The sequence below is a fragment of the Streptomyces racemochromogenes genome, from assembly GCF_039535215.1.
GTDB lineage: Bacteria > Actinomycetota > Actinomycetes > Streptomycetales > Streptomycetaceae > Streptomyces > Streptomyces racemochromogenes.
Genome location: NZ_BAAAWT010000001.1, coordinates 4,876,181 through 4,894,557, shown reverse-complemented (window position 1 = coordinate 4,894,557; position 18,377 = coordinate 4,876,181). Strand labels below are relative to the sequence as shown.

Below are 18,377 nucleotides of genomic sequence, written 5' to 3'. Positions count from 1 at the left end.
CGTCCGTGTCCGTTGGTCGTTCAGTCCCTGGGGAGGCCGAGGATCCGCTCGGCGACGACGTTCAGCTGGACCTGGGTGGTGCCCCCGGCGATGGTCAGGCAGCGGGACATGAGCGTCCCGTGCACCGCCCGCTCCCCCGCGCCCTCGCACACCGCGCCCGCCGGGCCGAGTAGTTCGAGCGCCAGCTCGGCCGTCCGCTGCTGGTGGGGGGTCTGCACGAGCTTGCGTACGGACGCGCCCGCGCCCGGCTCCAGCCCGGACACCTGCTGGAGGGTGGTCCGCAGGCCGATGCAGGCGAGGGCGTGCGCCTCGGCGGCGAGCGCGCCGATGCGGGCCCGGTAGGAGTCGTCGAGTCCGGTGGAGCGGGCGATCAGCGCCTCCAGTCCGGTGTCGAAGGTCATCTGGTCGGCCATGTGGACGCGCTCGTTGCCGAGGGTGTTGCGGGCCACCTTCCAGCCGCCGTCGGCCGCTCCGACCAGGGCGTCGGCGGGGAGGACGGCGTCCTCGAACCAGACCTCGTTGAAGAGGGCCTCGCCGGTGATCTCCTTCAGCGGGCGGATCTCGATGCCGGGGGTGTTCTTCATGTCGACGACGAAGTAGCCGAGCCCCCTGTGCTTGGGTGCGGCCGGGTCCGTGCGGGCGAGCAGGATCCCGAAGTCGGCGGTGTGCGCGGAACTCGTCCACACCTTCTGCCCGTTGACCTTCCAGGAGCCGTCGGGGGTACGCTCGGCGCGGGTCCGCAGGGAGGCCAGGTCGGAGCCCGCGCCCGGCTCGGAGAAGAGCTGGCACCAGGTGGTGTCGCCGCGCAGGGTCGGCAGGAGGTGGGCCGCGCGCTGCTCGTCGGTGCCGTAGGCGAGGAGCGAGGGCACGACCCAGGTGGCGATGCCGAGGTCGGCGATCCTGACCCCGGCCTCCTTCAGCTCCTGCTGGACGACGAGCTGTTGGGCGGGTCCGGCGCCGAGTCCGTACGGCGGCGGGAGGTAGGGGGCCGCGTAGCCGGTGGGGGCCAGCGCGCGGCGGGCGGCGGCCGGGTCGAGTCCCCGCGCGGCCGCGGCGGCGGCGCGGGCGGCGGCCCGGTGGGCCTCGGCCTCCGGCGGGAGTTCGAGGCGCAGCTCGCGCCGGGCGCCGGCGGCGGCGAGGCGCACGGCGTGGATGCGGTGGGCGTCGCCGGGGCCGAGGAGCTGGCGGGCGACGAGGGCGCGGCGCAGGTAGAGGTGGGCGTCGTGCTCCCAGGTGAAGCCGATGCCGCCGAGGATCTGGATGCAGTCCTTGGCGCAGGACCAGGCGGCGTCGAGGGCGGTCGCGGCGGCGAGCGCGGCAACGAGCGAACGCGCCTGCGGGGCCTGAGGGGCGGGCCGGTCCAAGGGCCCGGCTGCGGTCTCGGCCGCGGGTCCGGTGGTGGGTCCGGTGGTGAGCCCGGTGGCGGGTCCGGTGGTGGTCTCGGTGGCGCGCCGGGCGGCAGTCTCAGCCGCAGGTCCGGCGGCCCCGGCCACGGGCCGGGCTGCGGTCTCGGCTGCGCTGTTCGCGGCGTCCCAGGTGAGGGCGCGGGCCTGTTCGAGGCGGACCAGCATGTCGGCGCACAGGTGCTTGACGCCCTGGAAGCGGCCGATGGGGCTGCCGAACTGCTCGCGCGTCTTCGCGTACTCGGCGGCGGTGTGGAGCGCCCAGGCGGCGGTGCCGCAGGCGTCGGCGGCGAACAGGGTGCGGGCGAGGTCCCGGACGAGGTCGGGGTCCAGCTCCAGCAGCCGACCGGGCGGGACGGTGACGGCCCGCGCGCGGACCTCGGCGGTGGGTCGGGTGGGGTCGGCGCTCTCGTGGGTGCGGATCTCCAGCGCGGCGGCGTCCACGGCGTACCAGCGGGTCCCGCCGTCCGCCTCGGCGGCGAGCAGCACGAGGTCGGCCTCGGCGGCACCGAGCACGGGCGGCGCGACCCCGTCCAGCCGCCAGCCACCCCCCTCGGCGGGGACGGCGGTGACACCGCCCGCCCCGAGGGCGACGGCCCCGACCCGCGCGTCGAGCGGTTCGGCCCCCGCCCGGTCCAGGAGTACGGAGGCCAGCGCGCTCGGCAGGAAGGGCCCGGGCAGCGCCGCCCGGGCGGCCTCCTCCACCACGACGGCCAGATCCAGCAGGGTCCCGCCCTCCAGGTGAGGCGCCAGCAGCCCGGACGCGGCCAGCCCGTCCCAGTAGCCGGGCCGCGTACCCGCCTGCGGCGGGGCGTCGAGCAGCTTGCGCACCTCTTCGGGCGGGACGGCCCGCGCCACCCAGCCGCGCACGGCGTCGGCCAACTCCCGCTGTTCTTGCGTGATTCCGATGCCCATGCGCGGCAGACTAGAACACGTTTCAATCTGACGGAAGGTCAGAAACGTTCTCTTCTCGACACTCCCCTTGCGGCGGTCCGGGGGCTGCGGTGGGCTGTCGCCATGAGCCCGGACTGCCCGCGTTGCGGGAGAGCGCTGACGGCGCTGAGCGTCACCTACCGCCGCAACCGCTGGGGCGGGGCACCGCCGTCCCCGAGGCCCGAACAGTGGTGGCAGTGCACCGGATGCGGCTGGCTGGGCTACCGTCGGGCGGCCGACCGGCCGCTGCACCCGATGCGGCGCCTGGAGGGCGACGAGGGGACCTGCGTCTTCTGCGGCGAGGAGGACTCCAACGCCGCCGGCGAGCCCTGGGAGACCGACACCGGCCAACTCCACGACTGGCTGGTCTGCCTCACCTGCGGCACGAGCAACCGCCGCCGCCTCACGCCGCCCGCGGGAACCTGACGCCGCCCCGAACCGCCGGCCGTCCACCGGCGGAAGGCGCCCGCCGGGGGGCCGCGCCGCAGGCGCGGGCGTCAGTCGGCCGGCACGGCCGCGAGGGCGGCGCGGGCGATCGCCACGACCTCCGAGCGGCACTCCGGCGGCGCGGCGGGCGACTCGCTTGCGCCGGACCCGTTCCCGGACGGCGTGCTCTCACCCGAGTCGCTTCCGCTTCCGCTCCACACGGAGAGCCTCAGGTTCCCGTCGCGGACCACGAGCTCACAGCTGTCCTTCCACAGCGTCTCGTCGCCGAGCCCCACCTTCGTCTGCTCCACCGGGCGCACGGCCGCCTCCACCGTCCGCCGGTCCGAGGCGAGGCGCTCGCGCTGCTCCTCCGGCCCGTCGCGGCCGCCCACGCCGTCGAGCTTCAGGGCCCACTCCGCGATGACGCGGGGCTTCCCCCCGCCGAACCAGTAGCAGCGCACCGAGGTGGTGGGCCCGGCCCCGCGTTCCGGCAGGACGGTGTCCAGCGTCGGCGCCCGGTCCACCCCGGCCGGCAGCGGCAGCTTGGCGCCCGCGCTGTCGCAGCGGCTCAGCTTCGTGTGCACCTTCTCCCCCCACCACCCCCCGGGCTGCTGCCCGTACGCCCACACCCCGGCACCGGCCGCCACCAGGGCGAGGGCCCCCAGCAGCGGACCGGCCACGCGCAGCACGCTCCGGCGCCCGGGCCGCCCGTCCGCCCCTGGAGCCGGGGCTCCCACGGCGACGGGCGGTTCGTCCGGAAGGTGGACGAGCGTCGGCCGGGGTTCCCCGGCGGCACGCCCTGGAACGGCCGCGACCGTCGCCGCGTCCCCGGCCGGGCCGCGATCCCCGACCGAGTCCGGGTCCGTGGCCGCATCCCCGGCCGGGCCGCGGTCCCCGCCCCGGCCCGGGTCCGCGTACGGGTCCTGCGTCCCGCCCGGCGCCGCCGCGCGCGCCCGGCCCGGGGCCGGGTCCTGCCGCCGGGCCGGGGGCTCCGCGGGCACGGGGCCCGCGACCGGCGCCGGCGCCTCCGGCTCGGCCGGGCGGACCGCGCCCCCGGCGGCGGCGCCCAGCAGACGGTCGATGGCGGTGCCCTGCTCGGCGATCATCCGGTGCACCGCCGGAGGCCACGGCAGGCGGCCCGCCGGGACCACCGGCCCGAGGAGGCCCAGCAGCTCCGCCGGGGCCGGGCGGGCGGCGGGGTCCTTGGCCAGGCAGCGCTCCACCGCGAGCCGCAGCCCCGCCGGGACCGCGGCCAGGTCCGGCTCCGCGTGCACCACGTCGTACAGGGTCATGAGGGTCGACGAGCCCGCGAACGGCTTGCGTCCCGTGGCGGCCAGGAACAGCACCGAACCCAGCGAGAACACGTCGCTCGCCGGGGTCAGTTCCCGCCCCTCGGCCTGCTCGGGCGACATGAACGGCGGCGAGCCGATCACCAGACCCGTGTGCGTCAGCCGGGTGTCGGCCCCGCTCTCGGCCGCCCGCGCGATGCCCAGGTCGATCACCCGGACCCCGTCCTCGGCGAGCAGTACGTTCTCGGGCTTCAGGTCCCGGTGCACCAGACCCGCCCGGTGGATCTCCGCGAGGGCCGACGCCAGCCCGGCCGCGAGGCGGCGTACGGTCTCCTCGGGCAGCGCCCCGACCGCCTCGACGGCCGCCCCCAGCGAGGGCCCGGAGACGAACACCGAGGCCAGCCAAGGGGTACGCGCGTCCGCGTCGGCCTCCATCACGGCCGCCGTATAGGCCCCCGAGACCTTGCGGGACGCCGCGACCTCCCGCCGGAACCGGGCCCGGAACCCGTCGTCGTCGGCGAACCGCGCGAGGACCTGTTTGACGGCCACCAGCCGCCCGTCCGGCGCGGCGCCCAGCAGCACCCGGCCCATACCGCCCTCGCCGAGCACGCCCAGCACACGGAACGGCCCCACGTGCGACGGCCCCGACGGCCCTAACGGCTCCATGCCTCCCGCCCTCCCCAGGTACGGGAGGGGATCATACAGAGCCGTCAACTCCCGCTGCCGGTACGGGCGGTACGGACGGCGACCCTGACGCCACGGTCGGCCCCGCCGCCACGGCCGGCCCGGACGCCACGGTCGACCCCGGCACCACGGCCGGCCCCGCCACCGGCACCGCGTACCGGCCCGCCAGGACGGCCACCGCCGCGGCCACCGCCGCCCGCAGCTCCGGCGGGCCGAGCACCTCCGCCTCCGCCCCCAGCCGGAGCAGGTCCCCCACCGCCACGGCCCGCGACTCCACCGGCAGCTCCACCTCCGCCCAGCCGTCCCCGTCCGCCGGCCCGGCCCCCTCCAGGGCCCGCACCCCCGGCGCCCCGAACTGCACCGGCAGCAGCCGCTGCGCACGCGGCGAGACCCGCAGCCGCGCCACCCCCTGCCGCAGCGCCGCCTCCAGGCGCCGGGAGGACTCCTCCCAGTAGGCCGCCAGCCCGAACCCGGCGGGCCGCTCGAAGCCCTCCCCCGTCTCCCGCACCGACAGCAGCCGCGACACCCGGTAGGTGCGTACGCCCTCGCCCGCCGGCGCCGCCACCAGGTACCAGATGCCACCCTTGAGGACGACGCCCAGCGGATGCAGCTCCCGCTGCCGGACCTCACCCGACCAGCGCCGGTACTCCACCCGCACCGCCCGCTGCTCCCACACCGCCGCCGCCACCGCGGCCAGGTGCGGCACCGGGTCGGCGTCCCGGAACCAGGCGGGCGCGTCCAGGTGGAAGCGGTCCCGCACGAGCCGGGCCCGGTCCGCCGGTCCGGCCGGCAGCGCGGCCTGGAGCTTCAGCTGCGCGGTGGCCAGCACCGCGCCCAGCCCCAGCTCCCGCGCGGGCCCCGGCGCCCCGGCCAGGAACAGCGACGCCGCCTCGGCGTCGGTGAGCCCGGTCAGCCGCGTCCGGTAGCCGTCCATCAGCCGGTACCCGCCGGCGGGCCCCCGGTCGGCGCGTACGGGGACACCGGACGCGCCGAGCGCCTCGACGTCCCGGTACACCGTACGGACGGAGACCTCCAGCTCCGCCGCCAGCTCAGGGGCGGTCATCCGGCCGCGGTTCTGGAGCAGCAGGAGCAGGGAGAGGAGCCGGTCGGCGCGCATGCGCCCATTCTGGCCGCGGCAGCGCCGTACCTGACAGGAGGTGTCAGGTACGGCATCCAGGCTGTTCACAGCACGGGGAAAGACCCCCGCGCCGCCCCGCGCCCCGCACCCCGCACCCCGCACCCCGCACCCCGACGAGAGGACCCCCATGCCCACGCGCACCACCACCGGCCACTTCACCTTCGCCGACTGGGAGGAGCGGCCCGCCGGCCCCGCCGACTCCCTGCCCCGGCTGGCGCAGGCCACGGTCGCCAACACCTTCTCCGGCGGCATCGAGGCCGCCGGCACCGTCTGCGCCTACACGATCGCGTATCTGACGGCGACGACCGGCTCCTACTCGGGCACGGAACTGCTCACGGGCAGCCTCGACGGCCGCGAGGGCGGCTTCGCCCTGGAGGAGCGCGGCACCTTCCACGAGGACGGCACCACCCACTGCTCCTTCGCGGTCGTCCCCGGCTCCGGCACGGGCGGGCTGACCGGTCTGCGCGGCACCGGCAGCTTCCTCGCCCGGCACGGCGAGCGGTCCGTCCCCTACACCTTCGCGTACGACCTCGGCTGAGCGACCCGAGCGGCCGACCCGAACGGCCCAGCCCGGACCGCCAGTCGGGCGAAAGCCCGGCCCCGCCCGGCCCACACCCACAACCGGGCGGGACGAAGGCCGTTGGGGCGGTCATGGCTCACCTCAACCTCGCCCGCGCCCTGTCCGGCGCCGCCCTGGCCCTGGCCATCGGTCTCGCCGCCGCCCCCGCAGCCCAGGCCGCCCCCTCCGCCGCCCGCCCGGCCCCCGCCGGCCGGGCCGCCGGCCCCCTCAGCCTGGACAACCTGCTGTCCCTGCGCTTCCTCACCCCGACCGTCAAGGACGCCAAGCACCAGGTCTCCGGCCTGCTCACCGGCCTCTCCCCGGCCCCGGCGAGCTCCACCGCCCTCGGCGGCCTGCTCAGGTAGGTCACCGGCGGGGGCCGCGCCCGGACCTCCGTGGTGGACGTCATCGACGGCGCCCATGACCCCGGCATGGTGCCCTACCGGGCGGTAGGGCACGATGGGCCGCCACACCCGCTCACCGCCGGAGGAACACCCATGGCAGCCGCCGCCCCCAAGCCGGAGACCCTCGCCGCCTTCGAGGCCGCCAAGGGGTTCATGCCCGTACGCGAGGGCCTCGCCCTGTACGAGGCGGCCGCCGAGGCCGCCGCCCTCGGGCTCCCGCTGCTGGAGGTCGGCACGTACTGCGGGCGCTCCACCATCCTGCTGGCCGACGCGGCTCGCGAGGCGGGGGTCGCCGCGATCACCGTCGACCACCACCGGGGCAGCGAGGAGCAACAGCCCGGCTGGGAGTACCACGACCCGACGGTCGTGGATCCGGAAGTCGGGCTGATGGACACCCTCCCCACCTTCCGCCGCACCCTCCACCGGGCCGGTCTGGAGGAGCACGTCATCGCGGTCGTCGGCCGGTCCCCGCAGGTCGCCGCGGCCTGGGGCGGCAAGCTCGGCTTCGTCTTCATCGACGGCGGCCACACCGACGAGCACGCCACGGGCGACTACGAGGGCTGGGCCCCGCACGTCGTGGAGGGCGGCACGCTCGTGATCCACGACGTGTTCCCGGACCCGGCCGACGGCGGCCAGGCCCCGTACCGGATCTACCTGCGCGCGCTGGCCTCCGGCGCCTTCGAGGAGGTCTCGGTGACGGACTCCCTGCGCGTCCTGCGGCGCACCGGCGCGGGCGTCTAGGGGGCGCCTCCGGGGCGCGGCGGGGCGTAAGACGACAATCACACCACGCCCCCGGATGGCCCATGGTCCGTACGGGCCCCGCGCGGGCGTTCTAGCATCGCGACGTGCGCTACGACGACAGCCCCCCGCTTCCCGAGTCCCGGTCCTCGATCAGCCCGGACCGGCCCTGGTTCGCGCGCCGGCCCGCCCTCACGGTGGCGCTGGCGGCGCTCGCCCCGACCTGCCTGGCGGGCTGGGTGCTGACCCAGGTCCTGACCGGCTCCGACTCCGGCGGGCGGCAGCCCGGGGGCATGCCGCTCGCCGCCTCGCACACCACGGCGGGGTCGGACGCCAAGGCCAGCGCCTCCCCGACGCCGGGCGCGGGCACGGCCGCGAGCCCGGCCCAGAGCCCGTCCGCGGCCGCCGCTGCCGCGAAGGGTCCGCTCACGGGCCGGACCGTGGTCATCGACCCCGGCCACAACACGGGCAACTTCCGGCACTCCGCCGAGATCAACAAGCTGGTGGACATCGGCACCAACCGCAAGGAGTGCGACACCACCGGCACCACCACCAACTCCGGTTACATGGAAGCGGAGTTCTCCCTCGACGTCTCCCGCCGGGCGCGCGCGCTGCTGGAGGCCAAGGGCGCCAAGGTGGTCTTCACCCACGAGGGAGACCGCCCGTGGGGCCCCTGCATCAACGAGCGCGCCCGGATCGGGAACGAGGCGGCGGCCGACGCCGTGGTCTCGGTGCACGCCGACGGCGCCTCCGCCGGCAACCGGGGCTTCCACGTCATCCTCCCCGCCCGGGTCAAGGGCGGCGCTGCGGACACCGCGAAGATCGTCGGCCCCTCCCGCGACCTCGGCGAACGCGTCGCGAGCAACTTCGGTCGCACCACCGGCTCCTCGCCCGCCAACTACCTGGGCAGCGGCACCGGGCTCGTGGTCCGCGACGACCTGGGCGGGCTCAACCTCTCGACCCGGCCGAAGGTGTTCCTCGAATGCGGCAACATGCGTGACGACAAGGACGCGGCGCAGCTGATGAGTGCGGAGTGGCGGCAGAAGGCGGCGCAGGGCATCGCGGACGGCATCACCGGCTTCCTGGGCGGGTAGTTCACGGGGCAGTCGTCGCGGGGCGGCTCGGCCGCCCCGATCCTCTCGGCCGCGCGAAGCTCCGTACCATGGGGGCGCCCGCTCGCCCCAGCCAAGACCGAGAAGGACACCCCCAGACGTGAACATCCGCTCCCTCACGCGAGGTGACGGCGTGGTGATCGGAGCAGCGGTCCTGCTGTTCATCGCCTCGTTCCTCGATTTCTACTCCGCCACCCTCCTGAACCTCCCGAGTGCGTGGGACACGGACTACTTCGGGCTGGCGCTGCCGACCGTCTTCCTGACCGGCTTCATCGCCGCCGGGCTGCTGATCGGGGCCCGCTTCCAGCCCGAGGGCCGCAAGCTCGGGAACCTGACCCTGACGGCGTGGGGCACCGTACTGGCCGTGGCGGCGGCCTGGGCCTCGCTGTGGTCGCTGATCACCTGCCCGTCCAAGTGGGACCTGGGCGCGGGCAGCATCATCGCCTTCCTCGCCAACCTCGCCCTGGCGGGCGTCGCCGTCGCCGGTACGAAGATCCCCGCGCTGGCCGGGCCGCTCGTGCCCGAGCCGCGGCCCGCCGCGCCGCAGCCGTACGGCGCCCAGCCCGGCAGCGGCTACGGCTACCCGGGGCAGCAGCAGCCGCAGGGCTACGGGTCCACGCCGCAGCCGGTCCCGCCGTACGGGGGCACCTCGGCGCCCGGCCCGCAGGAGGCGGCGCCGGCCCCGGCGGCGGACTTCACCCCGTTCTGGTTCGCGGTACCGGTGGCCCGGCCCCTCTACGGCGAGGACGGCTCCCCCGTCCCGGTCGCGGAACTGGCGCCGGGCACCTGGTACCTGGCCGTCGACCAGCGCGGCCCGTCGACGCTGGTGGCCCAGACCCAGGACGGCCGCCGCGGCGTCCTGAACGACACCTCCGGCATCCAGCGCGGCTGACCCGGCCCCGCACCACGGCCCACGGCCCCCCGCCCCGACCCGGGCGGGGGGCCGCCGCACTTCCCGGCGGGGCGCGCGTGCCCTACAGTCGCCTGACGTCAGCTGACGCGCCGTCAGATCCGGCTTGCGGAGAGGACCGTACATGCGCCTCGGACTCGCACTCGGCTACTGGGGCCGCGGGCCCAGCCCCGCCCACCTCGACCTCGCCACCGAAGCCGAACGCCTCGGCTACCACTCGGTGTGGACCGCCGAGGCCTGGGGCTCCGACGCCTTCACCCCGCTCACCTGGATCGCCGCGCACACCTCCCGCATCCGGCTCGGCACCGCCATCGCCCAGATGGCCGCCCGCACCCCGACCGCCACCGCCATGCACGCCCTCACCCTCGACCACCTCTCCGGCGGCCGGATGATGCTGGGCCTCGGCCTGTCCGGACCCCAGGTGGTGGAGGGCTGGTACGGGCGCCCCTTCCCCGCGAGCCCGCTCACCGCGACCCGCGAGTACGTGGACGTCGTACGCCAGGTGCTGCGCCGCGAGGCCCCCGTCACCCTCGACGGCCGCTTCCACAGCCACCCCTACCGCGGCGGGGACGGCACCGGCACCGGCAAACCCCTCAAGCCCATCACCCACCCGCTGCGCGCGGACCTCCCGCTGCTGCTCGGCGCGGAGGGCCCCAAGAACATCGCCCAGACCACCCGCATCGCGGACGGCTGGCTCCCCCTCTACTGGTCACCCACCCGCACCGACGTCTACCAGGCCTCGCTGACCGGCCTCCCCGACGGGTTCATGATCGCCCCGATGGCCCGCGCCCAGGTCTGCGACGACGTCGCCGAGGGGCTGCTCCCGGTCAAGGCGATGCTCGGCTTCTACATCGGCGGCATGGGCCACGCGGCCCGCAACTTCCACGCCGACCTGATGGGCCGCATGGGCTACGAGGCCGAGGCCCGGCGCGTCCAGGAACTGTTCCTGGCCGGGCGCAGGCAGGAGGCGGTACTCGCCGTCCCGGACGCGTTCGCGGACGAGATCTCCCTCGTCGGGCCGCGCGAGCGGATCGCGGAGCGGCTGGAGCTGTGGCGCAAGGGCCCCGTCACGGACCTGCTGGTCACGGCCCCGGACCCGCACACCCTGCGGGTGCTGGCGGAGCTGGGCGGCTGAGCAGCCGTACGTTAGCGAAGCGTTTGCGCCGCCCCGGAGCATGGTGCCCGACCACCGGTACACAGCTCCACAAAGGGGAACAGCCATCATCACCAACCGGATCAAGGCGGGCGTCCTCGCCGCCGCCACCGTCGCGGGCCTGGCCCTGGCCACCGCTCCGGCCGACGCGGCCGACCACTGCAAGGCCGGCGGCGGCGCCGTCTACGTCTGCCAGTACGGGGTGACCAAGCACAAGCTGCCCGACGGCGGGAAGCAGCAGTTCCTGGTGGGCACGGACAACGCCGTGTGGACGCGCTGGACCGACTCCGACGGCGACTGGACCCACTGGTCGTCCATGGGCGGCACCGCCAGGAGCAGCATCGTCGTCATCGACCGCTTCAGCGGCGGCGACCCCTGGCAGTTCAGCCTCTCCGTCGAGGGCAACGACGGCTGGCGCTTCGTGAAGACCCGTCACCACGACGGCAGCTGGACCGACTGGTTCCCCATGCCCGACCCGGTCTAGCCGGTCGGCTCGGGCCGCTGGGGCGGCTCCGGCCGGCCCGTCGCCTCCGGCACGGCTTCGAGGAGCTCGCGCAGGTCCAGCGGCATCACGGCGATCTCCATCGTCCCGCCGCCCTCCAGGTCGCAGGCCACGATCCGCGAGCCCGGGTTGATGAAGAGGCCCTCCCGCACGGAGGGCGCCCGTACGGCGGTGGCCCGGGCGCCCGCCAGGGACACGGCCGGGCCCCGGCCGGGCTGCCAGCGGGCGGCGCCCCCGTCCGCGTACAGCCGTCCGGAGCGCCAGCGGCCACCGCCCGCCGGGGTCCGGGCCATGCCCGGGATCCCGGCGGGGCTGCCGGCCGCCACCCGCCGCCGGTGCTTGCGGCGCAGCAGCCAGCCCAGGCCGGCGGCCGCGAGGGCGAGGAACAGGAACTCGATCACACCGGCCATTCAAACAGGCGGGCGGATCAGCCGGTCAGCTGCGAGGTGCTCGGCACCGTGTCGGTGACCGTGGCGCCCGCGCTCTTCCCGGCTTCCTTGACGCCGTTGATGACGTTGTTGAAGGCGTCGATGTCGGCGTCGCCCGCCTCGCCCTTGCGGAGCTTGGTGGCCAGCCCCTTGAGGGACTCGATGCCCGCCGTCAGCGGGCCCATCGCCTTCGACAGCAGCGGGTCGCCCTTGGCGTTCTCCGCGGCGGCCTTCAGCCGGTTGTACGCGAAGGCACCCGCCAGACCCGCCTTGATCAGCGCGAACGTACGCCCCTTGGCGCCCTTCTTGAACTTGCCCTCGCGGTACGGCTTCACGATCCACTGGTACGTCGCCCCGGCCGCGAGCCCCGCGTTGGCCACGAACCGCGTCTTGGCGAACTTCTGCTTCTCCGCCGAAGTCGTCGGCGAGGGCGTCGCGGCGGCCAGCTCGTCGGCCGCCGCCGCGTCCGGCTCCGCCACGGCCAGGACCGCCAGCTCGGCGGCGGCCGCCGAGGAGATCTCCTCCCGCTGCCCCCGGTCGCCACCGTTGCCGCACGCGGTGGCACCGGCCAGCAGCGCGGTGGACAGCACCACCGCCGTGAGGGCTCGACGGATACGGACGGTTGCGGGTACGGCCACGGTTGCCTCCGGGGACTGAGGTGTCCCCCGCAGCCTCGCCCCGTGCACCGGGCCCCACCACCGGGGGGACCCGTTCGGGGGTCCCCGCAGCCCGCGGCACGGCCGGCGCCGTGACCCCGGCCCCGGACCCCGGCCCCGGCGACTCCGGCCCCGCGGCTGCGGCCCGGCGACTCCGGCCCGCCCCCGGTTCAGGAGCGGCAGCTCAACGGCAGCAGTCCGGCTCCAGGCCCGCCGGCAGGGCCAGCCCGCCGAAGACCTCACCGGTGGCCTCGTCCCCGCCCAGCGCCGCCACCGCGAGCAGCAGCGAACCCGCCGTCCAGGCCGTCTGCTCCACCGGCCACACCGCCCGGTCCTCGAAGACGTAACCCGTCCAGTACATGCCGTTCTCGGCGCGCAGGTGCCCGATCGAGCGCAGCACCTCCAGCGCCCGGTCCGACTCCCCCATCACCCACAGGGTCAGCGCCAGCTCGCAGGACTCCCCGCCCGTCACCCACGGGTTCGGCAGCACGCAGCGCACCCCCAGGTCCGGGACGACGAACTCGTCCCAGCGCCCGTCGATGCGCGCCTTCGCCTCCGGCCCGGACAGCGCCCCGCCCAGCACCGGGTAGTACCAGTCCATCGAGTAGCGGTCCTTGTCCAGGAACCGCTCCGGGTGCCGGCGTATCGCGTGCGCGAGCGCACCCGTCGCCAGTTCCCAGTCCGGCTGCGGGTCGCCGCGGTGGTCCGCGATGGCCAGCGCGCAGCGCAGCGCCTGGTGGATCGAGGAGGAGCCGGTCAGCAGGGCGTCCGTGACGGGCGTGCCGTCCGCCTCCCGCTTCCAGCCGATCTCGCCGCCCGGCTGCTGGAGCGCGAGGACGAACTCGACGGCCGCGACGACCACCGGCCACATCCGGTCCAGGAAGGTGTCGTCGCCGGTGGCCAGGTAGTGGTGCCAGACGCCGACGGCTATGTAGGCGACGAAGTTCGTCTCCAGGCCCGCGTCCTGCGGGACGGCCGTGTCCACCCCGTCGGGCCGGTCCGCGTACGCCGCGTACCAGGAGCCGTCCTGGTTCTGGTGCCGGGCCAGCCACGCGTAGGCCCGCTCGGCCGCCTCGTGCTCGCCCGCCGTGTCCAGGGCCATCGCGGCCTCGGTGTGGTCCCACGGGTCGAGGTGGTGGCCCCGGAACCACGGTATGGCCCCGTCCGCGCGCTGCACCGCCAGGATCCCCGCGACGGTCCGCGCCGCCTCCTCGGCGGTCAGCACGCCGTCCAGGACGAGGTGCTCGGGTACGGTGCGCTCCGGCGAGCTCACTGGGCGGAGCCGGCCGCGCCGACGGGCAGGTGGGGCTTGGTCGCGTACGCCACGAAGCTCTTGCCGATCACCGGGTTGAGGGCCTGCTCGGCGAGCCGGGTCGCGAGGGGCTTCTTCATGATGTCCCAGACCAGGAGCTTGTGGTACGCCTTGACCGGCAGCGCCTTGTCGTTGTCGACGCCGAAGGCGCACTTGAGCCACCAGTACGGGGAGTGCAGGCCGTGCGCGTGGTGGGTGCCGTAGGGCTTGAGGCCCGCGGCCTCCATCTTGGCGAGGAGCTCGTCCGCCTTGTAGATGCGGATGTGGCCGCCCTCGACCTCGTGGTAGGCGTCGGACAGCGCCCAGCAGATCTTCTCCGGGCCGTAGCGCGGGACGGTGACCGCTATCCGGCCGCCGGGCTTGAGCACGCGCACCATCTCGGCGAGGACGCCCTTGTCGTCCGGGATGTGCTCCATCACCTCGGAGATGATGACGACGTCGAAGGACTCGTCCGGGAAGGGCAGCGCCAGCGCGTCGCCCTCCATGGCGGTGGCGGTGGCGCCGGCCGGCGCCTCACCGGCCTCCTTCATGGCGGCGAACCACTTGGCGACCTCGCGGATCTCCTCGCCGTTGCGGTCGACGGCGACGACCTGGGCGCCGCGCCGGTAGCACTCGAAGGCGTGCCGGCCTGCGCCGCAGCCCAGATCGAGCACACGGTCGCCTGCGGCGAGCGGGAACCGGGAGAAATCGACGGTCAGCACGGGGTCCTGCCTTCGCGGTCACGGGGGTGAAGGGTGGTGCGGGTCATACGGGTCACGCGGGTGCTACGGGTGTTACGGGGCTACGGATATCGCGGATGCTGCGCGCGGGGCCCTGGGGCGCGCCGCTCACCGCGTCCGGGCGGCGGCGGCCCGCGCGATGGCGGCTCTGTAGTGCGCGGCGGTGCCCTCGGCCGCCTTGGCCCAGGTGAACCGGGTCAGCACCCGCTCCCGGCCGGCGGCCCCCAGACGGGCACGCAGCTCCGCGTCGCCCAGCAGCCTGCCCAGCGCACCGGCCAGCGCCCCCGCGTCACCGGGCGGCACGGCCAGGCAGGTCTCCCCGTCGGGGCCGGACACCTCGGGGATGGCCCCGCCGGTGGTGGCGACCAGCGGGGTGCCGGTGGCCATGGCCTCGGCCGCCGGGAGCGAGAAGCCCTCGTACAGGGAGGGCACGCAGGAGACCTGGGCGCTGCGCACGAGGTCCACGAGCTCCGCGTCGGTGATGCCCTTGACGAACCGCACCGCGTCCTGGAGCCCGTACGACTCGATCGCGCGGGCGACCGGCCCGCTCTCGGCGCGCTTGCCGACGACGACGAGGTGGGCGTCGGGGCGCTCGGTACGGAGCTTGGCGAGGGCCTCGACGAGGTGGACGAGCCCCTTGAGCGGGACGTCGGCGCTGGAGGTCGTCACGATCCGCCCGGGAACCTCGGCGACGGACGGGTCCGGCGACCAGAGGTCGGTGTCCGCGCCGATGTGCACGACGTGGATGCGGTCGTCGCGCACCCCAAGGTGCTCGGCGATCTCCTGCTGCGAGGAGCCGGAGACGGTCAGCACGGAGGGCAGCCGGCGGGCCACCCGGCCCTGCATGCGCGTGAACGCGTACCAGCGCCGCACGGAGGCCCGCTTCTTGCGGTCCTTCGCGGCGGCGAGGTCGAGCCCCCGGTCGACGGTGATGGGGTGGTGGATGGTGGTCACCAGGGGCGCGCCGAGGTCGCCCAACAGGCCGTAGCCGAGGGTCTGGTTGTCGTGGATGACGTCGAACTCGCCCGCGCGGGCCCGCAGGTGGCGCCGGGCGCGCAGCGAGAACGTCAGCGGCTCGGGGAAGCCGCCCGTCCACATCGTCGCGACTTCCAGGGCGTCGATCCAGTCCCGGTACTCGTCGCGCTTCGGGGTGCGGAACGGGTCGGGGCTGCGGTACAGGTCCAGGCTCGGCAGCTCGGTGAGCGTGGCGCCGGTGTCCAGCACCGGGTAGGGCTGCGCGCCGATGACCTCGACGGAGTGCCCGAGCTTCACCAGCTCCCGCGAGAGGTGGCGGACGTAGACGCCCTGGCCACCGCAGAACGGGTTCCCCTTATAGGTGAGGAGCGCGATGCGCAACGGGCGGTCGCCGTCGGTGGCGGAACCCGCGAAAGGGCTCGCCACCATGGCCTCTGCGGACACTCTCGGCCCCCTTCTCCCTGCACTTTCGCCGGAGCGTAACCGCTCGGATAATGTAGAACAAGTTTCAGAGTTGATCCTCTGAAGACCATTGAATCTACCGGCCGGAAACCACACCGTAAGAGGCGGAGCAGGTGATTCGCGCCACGACTCGGACGCCTGACATGCTGACCCCCGGACCATCCCGGAATCAGCCGCCGCAACGACGCGTACGACACGTAACACCAGGAAACGGAACGCCAGGAACGGGACACATGACAGCGGATGCGAAGACCGTGACGCCTCCCCTGACGGAGCGCCAGGAGGCGCGCCGTCGTCGGATCCTGCACGCGAGCGCGCAGCTGGCCAGCCGGGGCGGCTTCGACGCCGTGCAGATGCGGGAGGTCGCCGAGTCGTCGAACGTCGCGCTGGGCACCCTGTACCGCTACTTCCCGTCCAAGGTGCACCTGCTGGTCGCCACCATGCAGGACCAGCTCCAGCACATGCACACGACCCTGCGCAAGCGCCCCCCGGCGGGCGAGGAGCCGGCGGCCCGCGTCGCGGAGACCCTGATGCGCGCCTTCCGCGCCCTCCAGCGCGAGCCGCACCTCGCGGACGCCATGGTCCGCGCCCTGACCTTCGCGGACCGCAGCGTCTCCCCCGAGGTGGACACGGTCTCGCGGCTGACGACGGCGATCATCCTGGACGCCATGGGCCTCGACGCCCCGCCGACGGCGGAACAGCTCTCGGCGGTCCGGGTCATCGAGCACACCTGGCACTCGGCCCTGATCACCTGGCTCTCGGGCAGGGCGTCCATCGCCCAGGTGAAAATCGACATCGAAACGGTGTGCCGCCTGATCGACCTGACGGGGGCCGAGACGCGGGCGGGGACGCGGCCCGGAAAGGCCTGATTTCGGCGGGGGGGCGGTGGGCGGTGTCCCCCGGGGCGGTCTCATCGATGGTTGGGGGCTTCCCGTCAGTCCCATCGTCCTTCCGGTTCGGGCCGGTCCCTCAAGGGCGCTCCCTTCGGTCGCGTCGCTACGCGATGGCCTTCGGCCACCCTTGACCGACCGGCCCGAACCGGAAAGCCGAAAGACTGCCGGGAAACCCCCGAAGAAACGGGACGGACGATCCTTGGAGGGGCGGCCGCCTCAGGGACCAGGCGAGGGGCCGGGCGCCGGCCCGCCGGGCATCCGGGCCCCCACATCCGCGATCCGGGACCAGGGGCGCGACAACCCGCACCAAAGGTTGCTGCGGGCGACCTGGCAAGCCCCCAGACGCGACAGATCGCTACGCGCTCCTCACGTCTCAGCGTCCGACGACCGCCTTGGGCTGATACCCGCACGGGAGGACGAACGGGGCAGCCCAGGGAGCCGACTGACGCGACAGATCGCTACGCGCTCCTCACGTCTCAGCGTCCGACGACCGCCTATGGGCGATACCCGCACCAGAGGACGACCAGGGCAGCCCAAGCAGTGGATGGGCGCGAGAGAGATCGCTACGCGCTCCTGCCGGCATGGCGTCCGACGACCGCCTTGGGCTGATATCCGTACTCAGGAGGTCATCGCGGCCTCACCGGCGCGGACGGCACGGAGGGAACGCTCGACGGTTTCGAGCTTCTCACCGACCGGGCCGGCGTAGTCGATGACGGCGCGCGCGACCTCCTCACCGAGGGTGCGGGTGATGACCCACGTGGCCAGGTACTGGGACGCGAGGCAGCCGCCTGCGGTGGCGATGTTCCCCTCGGCGTGGAAGGGCGCGTCCAGCACGGTCACGCCCTCGGCCTCGACGAACGGGCGGCTCGTCATGTCCGTGCAGGCCGGCATGTCACCCAGCAGCCCGAGCTTCGCGAGGACCAGCGCACCGGAACACTGCGAACCGATCAGCTGCCGAGAGGGGTCGAGCGGCAGCATGGAGAGCAACCGGTCGTCGGCGACCACGTCGCGCGTCTTCACACCGCTGCCGATGAGTACGACATCCGCCTCGGTCACGAAGTCCATCGACCGCTGGCCGGTCACCTCGACACCGTTCATCGAGGTCACCACGGGGGTGGGCGTCGTGATGTAGGCCTTGAGCCCGGCCTTGCTGATCAAAGCCGAGGCAATGAAGCTGTCGAGCTCGTTGAACCCGTCGAAGGTGACCACTGCTACCTGCATCACAACTCCCTTGATGGACAGGCCCGCAGTCTCGCATCCGCAGTCTCACCGAATGGTCTCCTGCCCGACGACGACCAGCCCAAGACGGCCGCCGGACGCTGAGATCCGAGGAGCGCGTAGCGATCTGACGCGCTCACCCGCTCCCTGGCTGGCCTGTTCGTCCTCCGGTGCGGGTATCAGCCCAGGGCGGTCGTCGGACGCTGAGACGGGAGGAGCGCGTAGCGATCTGTCGCGCCTGGGGGCTTCCTGGGCTGCTCTGGTCGTCTTCTCGTGCGGGTTGCCGCGTCCCTGGCCCAGAATCACGGACAGAGGGAGCCGTATGTCGGGTGGGCCGGCGCCCGGCCCCTCGCCTCATCGCTGAGAAACCCGCCCCTCCAAGGATCATCCGTCCCGTTTCTTTGGGGGTTTCCCGGCAGTCTTTCGGCTTTCCGGTTCGGGACGGCCTGTCAAGGGTCGCCGA

General features: G+C 74.5%; 18 protein-coding genes. 9 read left to right on the top strand and 9 right to left on the bottom strand.

The annotated features are described in order from the left end of the window. Positions 1-20 precede the first annotated feature (20 nt). The gene (locus ABD973_RS22540; protein ID WP_345501759.1) at positions 21-2,318 is read right to left on the bottom strand and encodes an acyl-CoA dehydrogenase family protein; all 2,298 of its coding nucleotides are present in this window, start codon (positions 2,316-2,318) and stop codon (positions 21-23) included. A 102-nt stretch (positions 2,319-2,420) separates the two neighbouring features. Here ABD973_RS22540 and ABD973_RS22535 point away from each other — a divergent pair, with 102 nt between their 5' ends. Next, positions 2,421-2,762: a hypothetical protein gene (locus tag ABD973_RS22535; RefSeq protein WP_125820989.1), complete on the top strand. Its 342-nt coding sequence runs from the start codon at positions 2,421-2,423 to the stop codon at positions 2,760-2,762. A gap of 71 nt (positions 2,763-2,833) precedes the next feature. Here the strand turns inward: ABD973_RS22535 and ABD973_RS22530 are convergent, their stop codons facing one another. Together ABD973_RS22530 and ABD973_RS22525 are read right to left on the bottom strand one after the other, a co-directional pair. After that, on the bottom strand, positions 2,834-4,684 hold the full coding sequence (locus ABD973_RS22530; protein ID WP_241253220.1) for a serine/threonine-protein kinase: 1,851 nt from the start codon (positions 4,682-4,684) through the stop codon (positions 2,834-2,836). A gap of 64 nt (positions 4,685-4,748) precedes the next feature. After that, positions 4,749-5,852 carry a helix-turn-helix transcriptional regulator gene (locus ABD973_RS22525; protein ID WP_125820991.1) on the bottom strand — a complete coding sequence of 368 codons (1,104 nt, stop codon included), beginning with the start codon at positions 5,850-5,852 and terminating at the stop codon, positions 4,749-4,751. A gap of 148 nt (positions 5,853-6,000) precedes the next feature. Between ABD973_RS22525 and ABD973_RS22520 the strand changes: the two genes are divergently transcribed. From ABD973_RS22520 to ABD973_RS22490, 7 genes are all read left to right on the top strand, one after another. Beyond that, the gene (locus tag ABD973_RS22520) at positions 6,001-6,411 is read left to right on the top strand and encodes a DUF3224 domain-containing protein (RefSeq protein WP_125605829.1); all 411 of its coding nucleotides are present in this window, start codon (positions 6,001-6,003) and stop codon (positions 6,409-6,411) included. Between the two features lie 113 nt (positions 6,412-6,524). Then, entirely contained in the window at positions 6,525-6,797 is a 273-nt protein-coding gene (locus ABD973_RS22515; RefSeq protein ID WP_125820992.1) for a hypothetical protein, read from the top strand. Between the two features lie 132 nt (positions 6,798-6,929). Next, complete coding sequence (locus ABD973_RS22510; RefSeq protein ID WP_345501752.1) at positions 6,930-7,577, top strand: class I SAM-dependent methyltransferase; 648 nt, start codon at positions 6,930-6,932, stop codon at positions 7,575-7,577. 104 nt (positions 7,578-7,681) lie between these two features. Beyond that, on the top strand, positions 7,682-8,668 hold the full coding sequence (locus ABD973_RS22505; RefSeq protein WP_241253221.1) for an N-acetylmuramoyl-L-alanine amidase: 987 nt from the start codon (positions 7,682-7,684) through the stop codon (positions 8,666-8,668). Between the two features lie 118 nt (positions 8,669-8,786). Continuing rightward, positions 8,787-9,578 (top strand): DUF5336 domain-containing protein, encoded by a 792-nt coding sequence (locus ABD973_RS22500; protein ID WP_125820994.1) that lies wholly within the window; start codon positions 8,787-8,789, stop codon positions 9,576-9,578. 142 nt (positions 9,579-9,720) lie between these two features. Continuing rightward, positions 9,721-10,731, top strand: coding sequence for an LLM class F420-dependent oxidoreductase (locus ABD973_RS22495; RefSeq protein WP_125820995.1), 1,011 nt, complete (start codon positions 9,721-9,723; stop codon positions 10,729-10,731). A 40-nt stretch (positions 10,732-10,771) separates the two neighbouring features. After that, positions 10,772-11,233 (top strand): hypothetical protein, encoded by a 462-nt coding sequence (locus ABD973_RS22490; RefSeq protein WP_125820996.1) that lies wholly within the window; start codon positions 10,772-10,774, stop codon positions 11,231-11,233. Here the strand turns inward: ABD973_RS22490 and ABD973_RS22485 are convergent. From ABD973_RS22485 to ABD973_RS22465, 5 genes are all read right to left on the bottom strand, one after another. Continuing rightward, entirely contained in the window at positions 11,230-11,652 is a 423-nt protein-coding gene (locus ABD973_RS22485; protein WP_345501749.1) for a hypothetical protein, read from the bottom strand. The genes ABD973_RS22490 and ABD973_RS22485 overlap by 4 nt on opposite strands. A 26-nt stretch (positions 11,653-11,678) precedes the next feature. Next, positions 11,679-12,251 carry a hypothetical protein gene (locus tag ABD973_RS22480; protein WP_185899733.1) on the bottom strand — a complete coding sequence of 191 codons (573 nt, stop codon included), beginning with the start codon at positions 12,249-12,251 and terminating at the stop codon, positions 11,679-11,681. A 268-nt stretch (positions 12,252-12,519) separates the two neighbouring features. Then, positions 12,520-13,608: a prenyltransferase/squalene oxidase repeat-containing protein gene (locus ABD973_RS22475; RefSeq protein WP_125820998.1), complete on the bottom strand. Its 1,089-nt coding sequence runs from the start codon at positions 13,606-13,608 to the stop codon at positions 12,520-12,522. After that, entirely contained in the window at positions 13,605-14,348 is a 744-nt protein-coding gene (locus ABD973_RS22470; protein WP_125604759.1) for a class I SAM-dependent methyltransferase, read from the bottom strand. Before ABD973_RS22470 ends, ABD973_RS22475 begins: the two co-directional genes overlap by 4 nt. Positions 14,349-14,474: 126 nt before the next feature. Further along, complete coding sequence (locus tag ABD973_RS22465) at positions 14,475-15,785, bottom strand: glycosyltransferase family 4 protein (RefSeq protein ID WP_125604761.1); 1,311 nt, start codon at positions 15,783-15,785, stop codon at positions 14,475-14,477. A gap of 251 nt (positions 15,786-16,036) precedes the next feature. Here ABD973_RS22465 and ABD973_RS22460 point away from each other — a divergent pair, with 251 nt between their 5' ends. Next, positions 16,037-16,672: a TetR family transcriptional regulator gene (locus ABD973_RS22460; RefSeq protein WP_345501742.1), complete on the top strand. Its 636-nt coding sequence runs from the start codon at positions 16,037-16,039 to the stop codon at positions 16,670-16,672. A 642-nt stretch (positions 16,673-17,314) separates the two neighbouring features. Here ABD973_RS22460 and ABD973_RS22455 read toward each other — a convergent pair. Further along, positions 17,315-17,917, bottom strand: coding sequence for a DJ-1/PfpI family protein (locus tag ABD973_RS22455; RefSeq protein ID WP_345501740.1), 603 nt, complete (start codon positions 17,915-17,917; stop codon positions 17,315-17,317). Positions 17,918-18,377 lie beyond the last annotated feature (460 nt).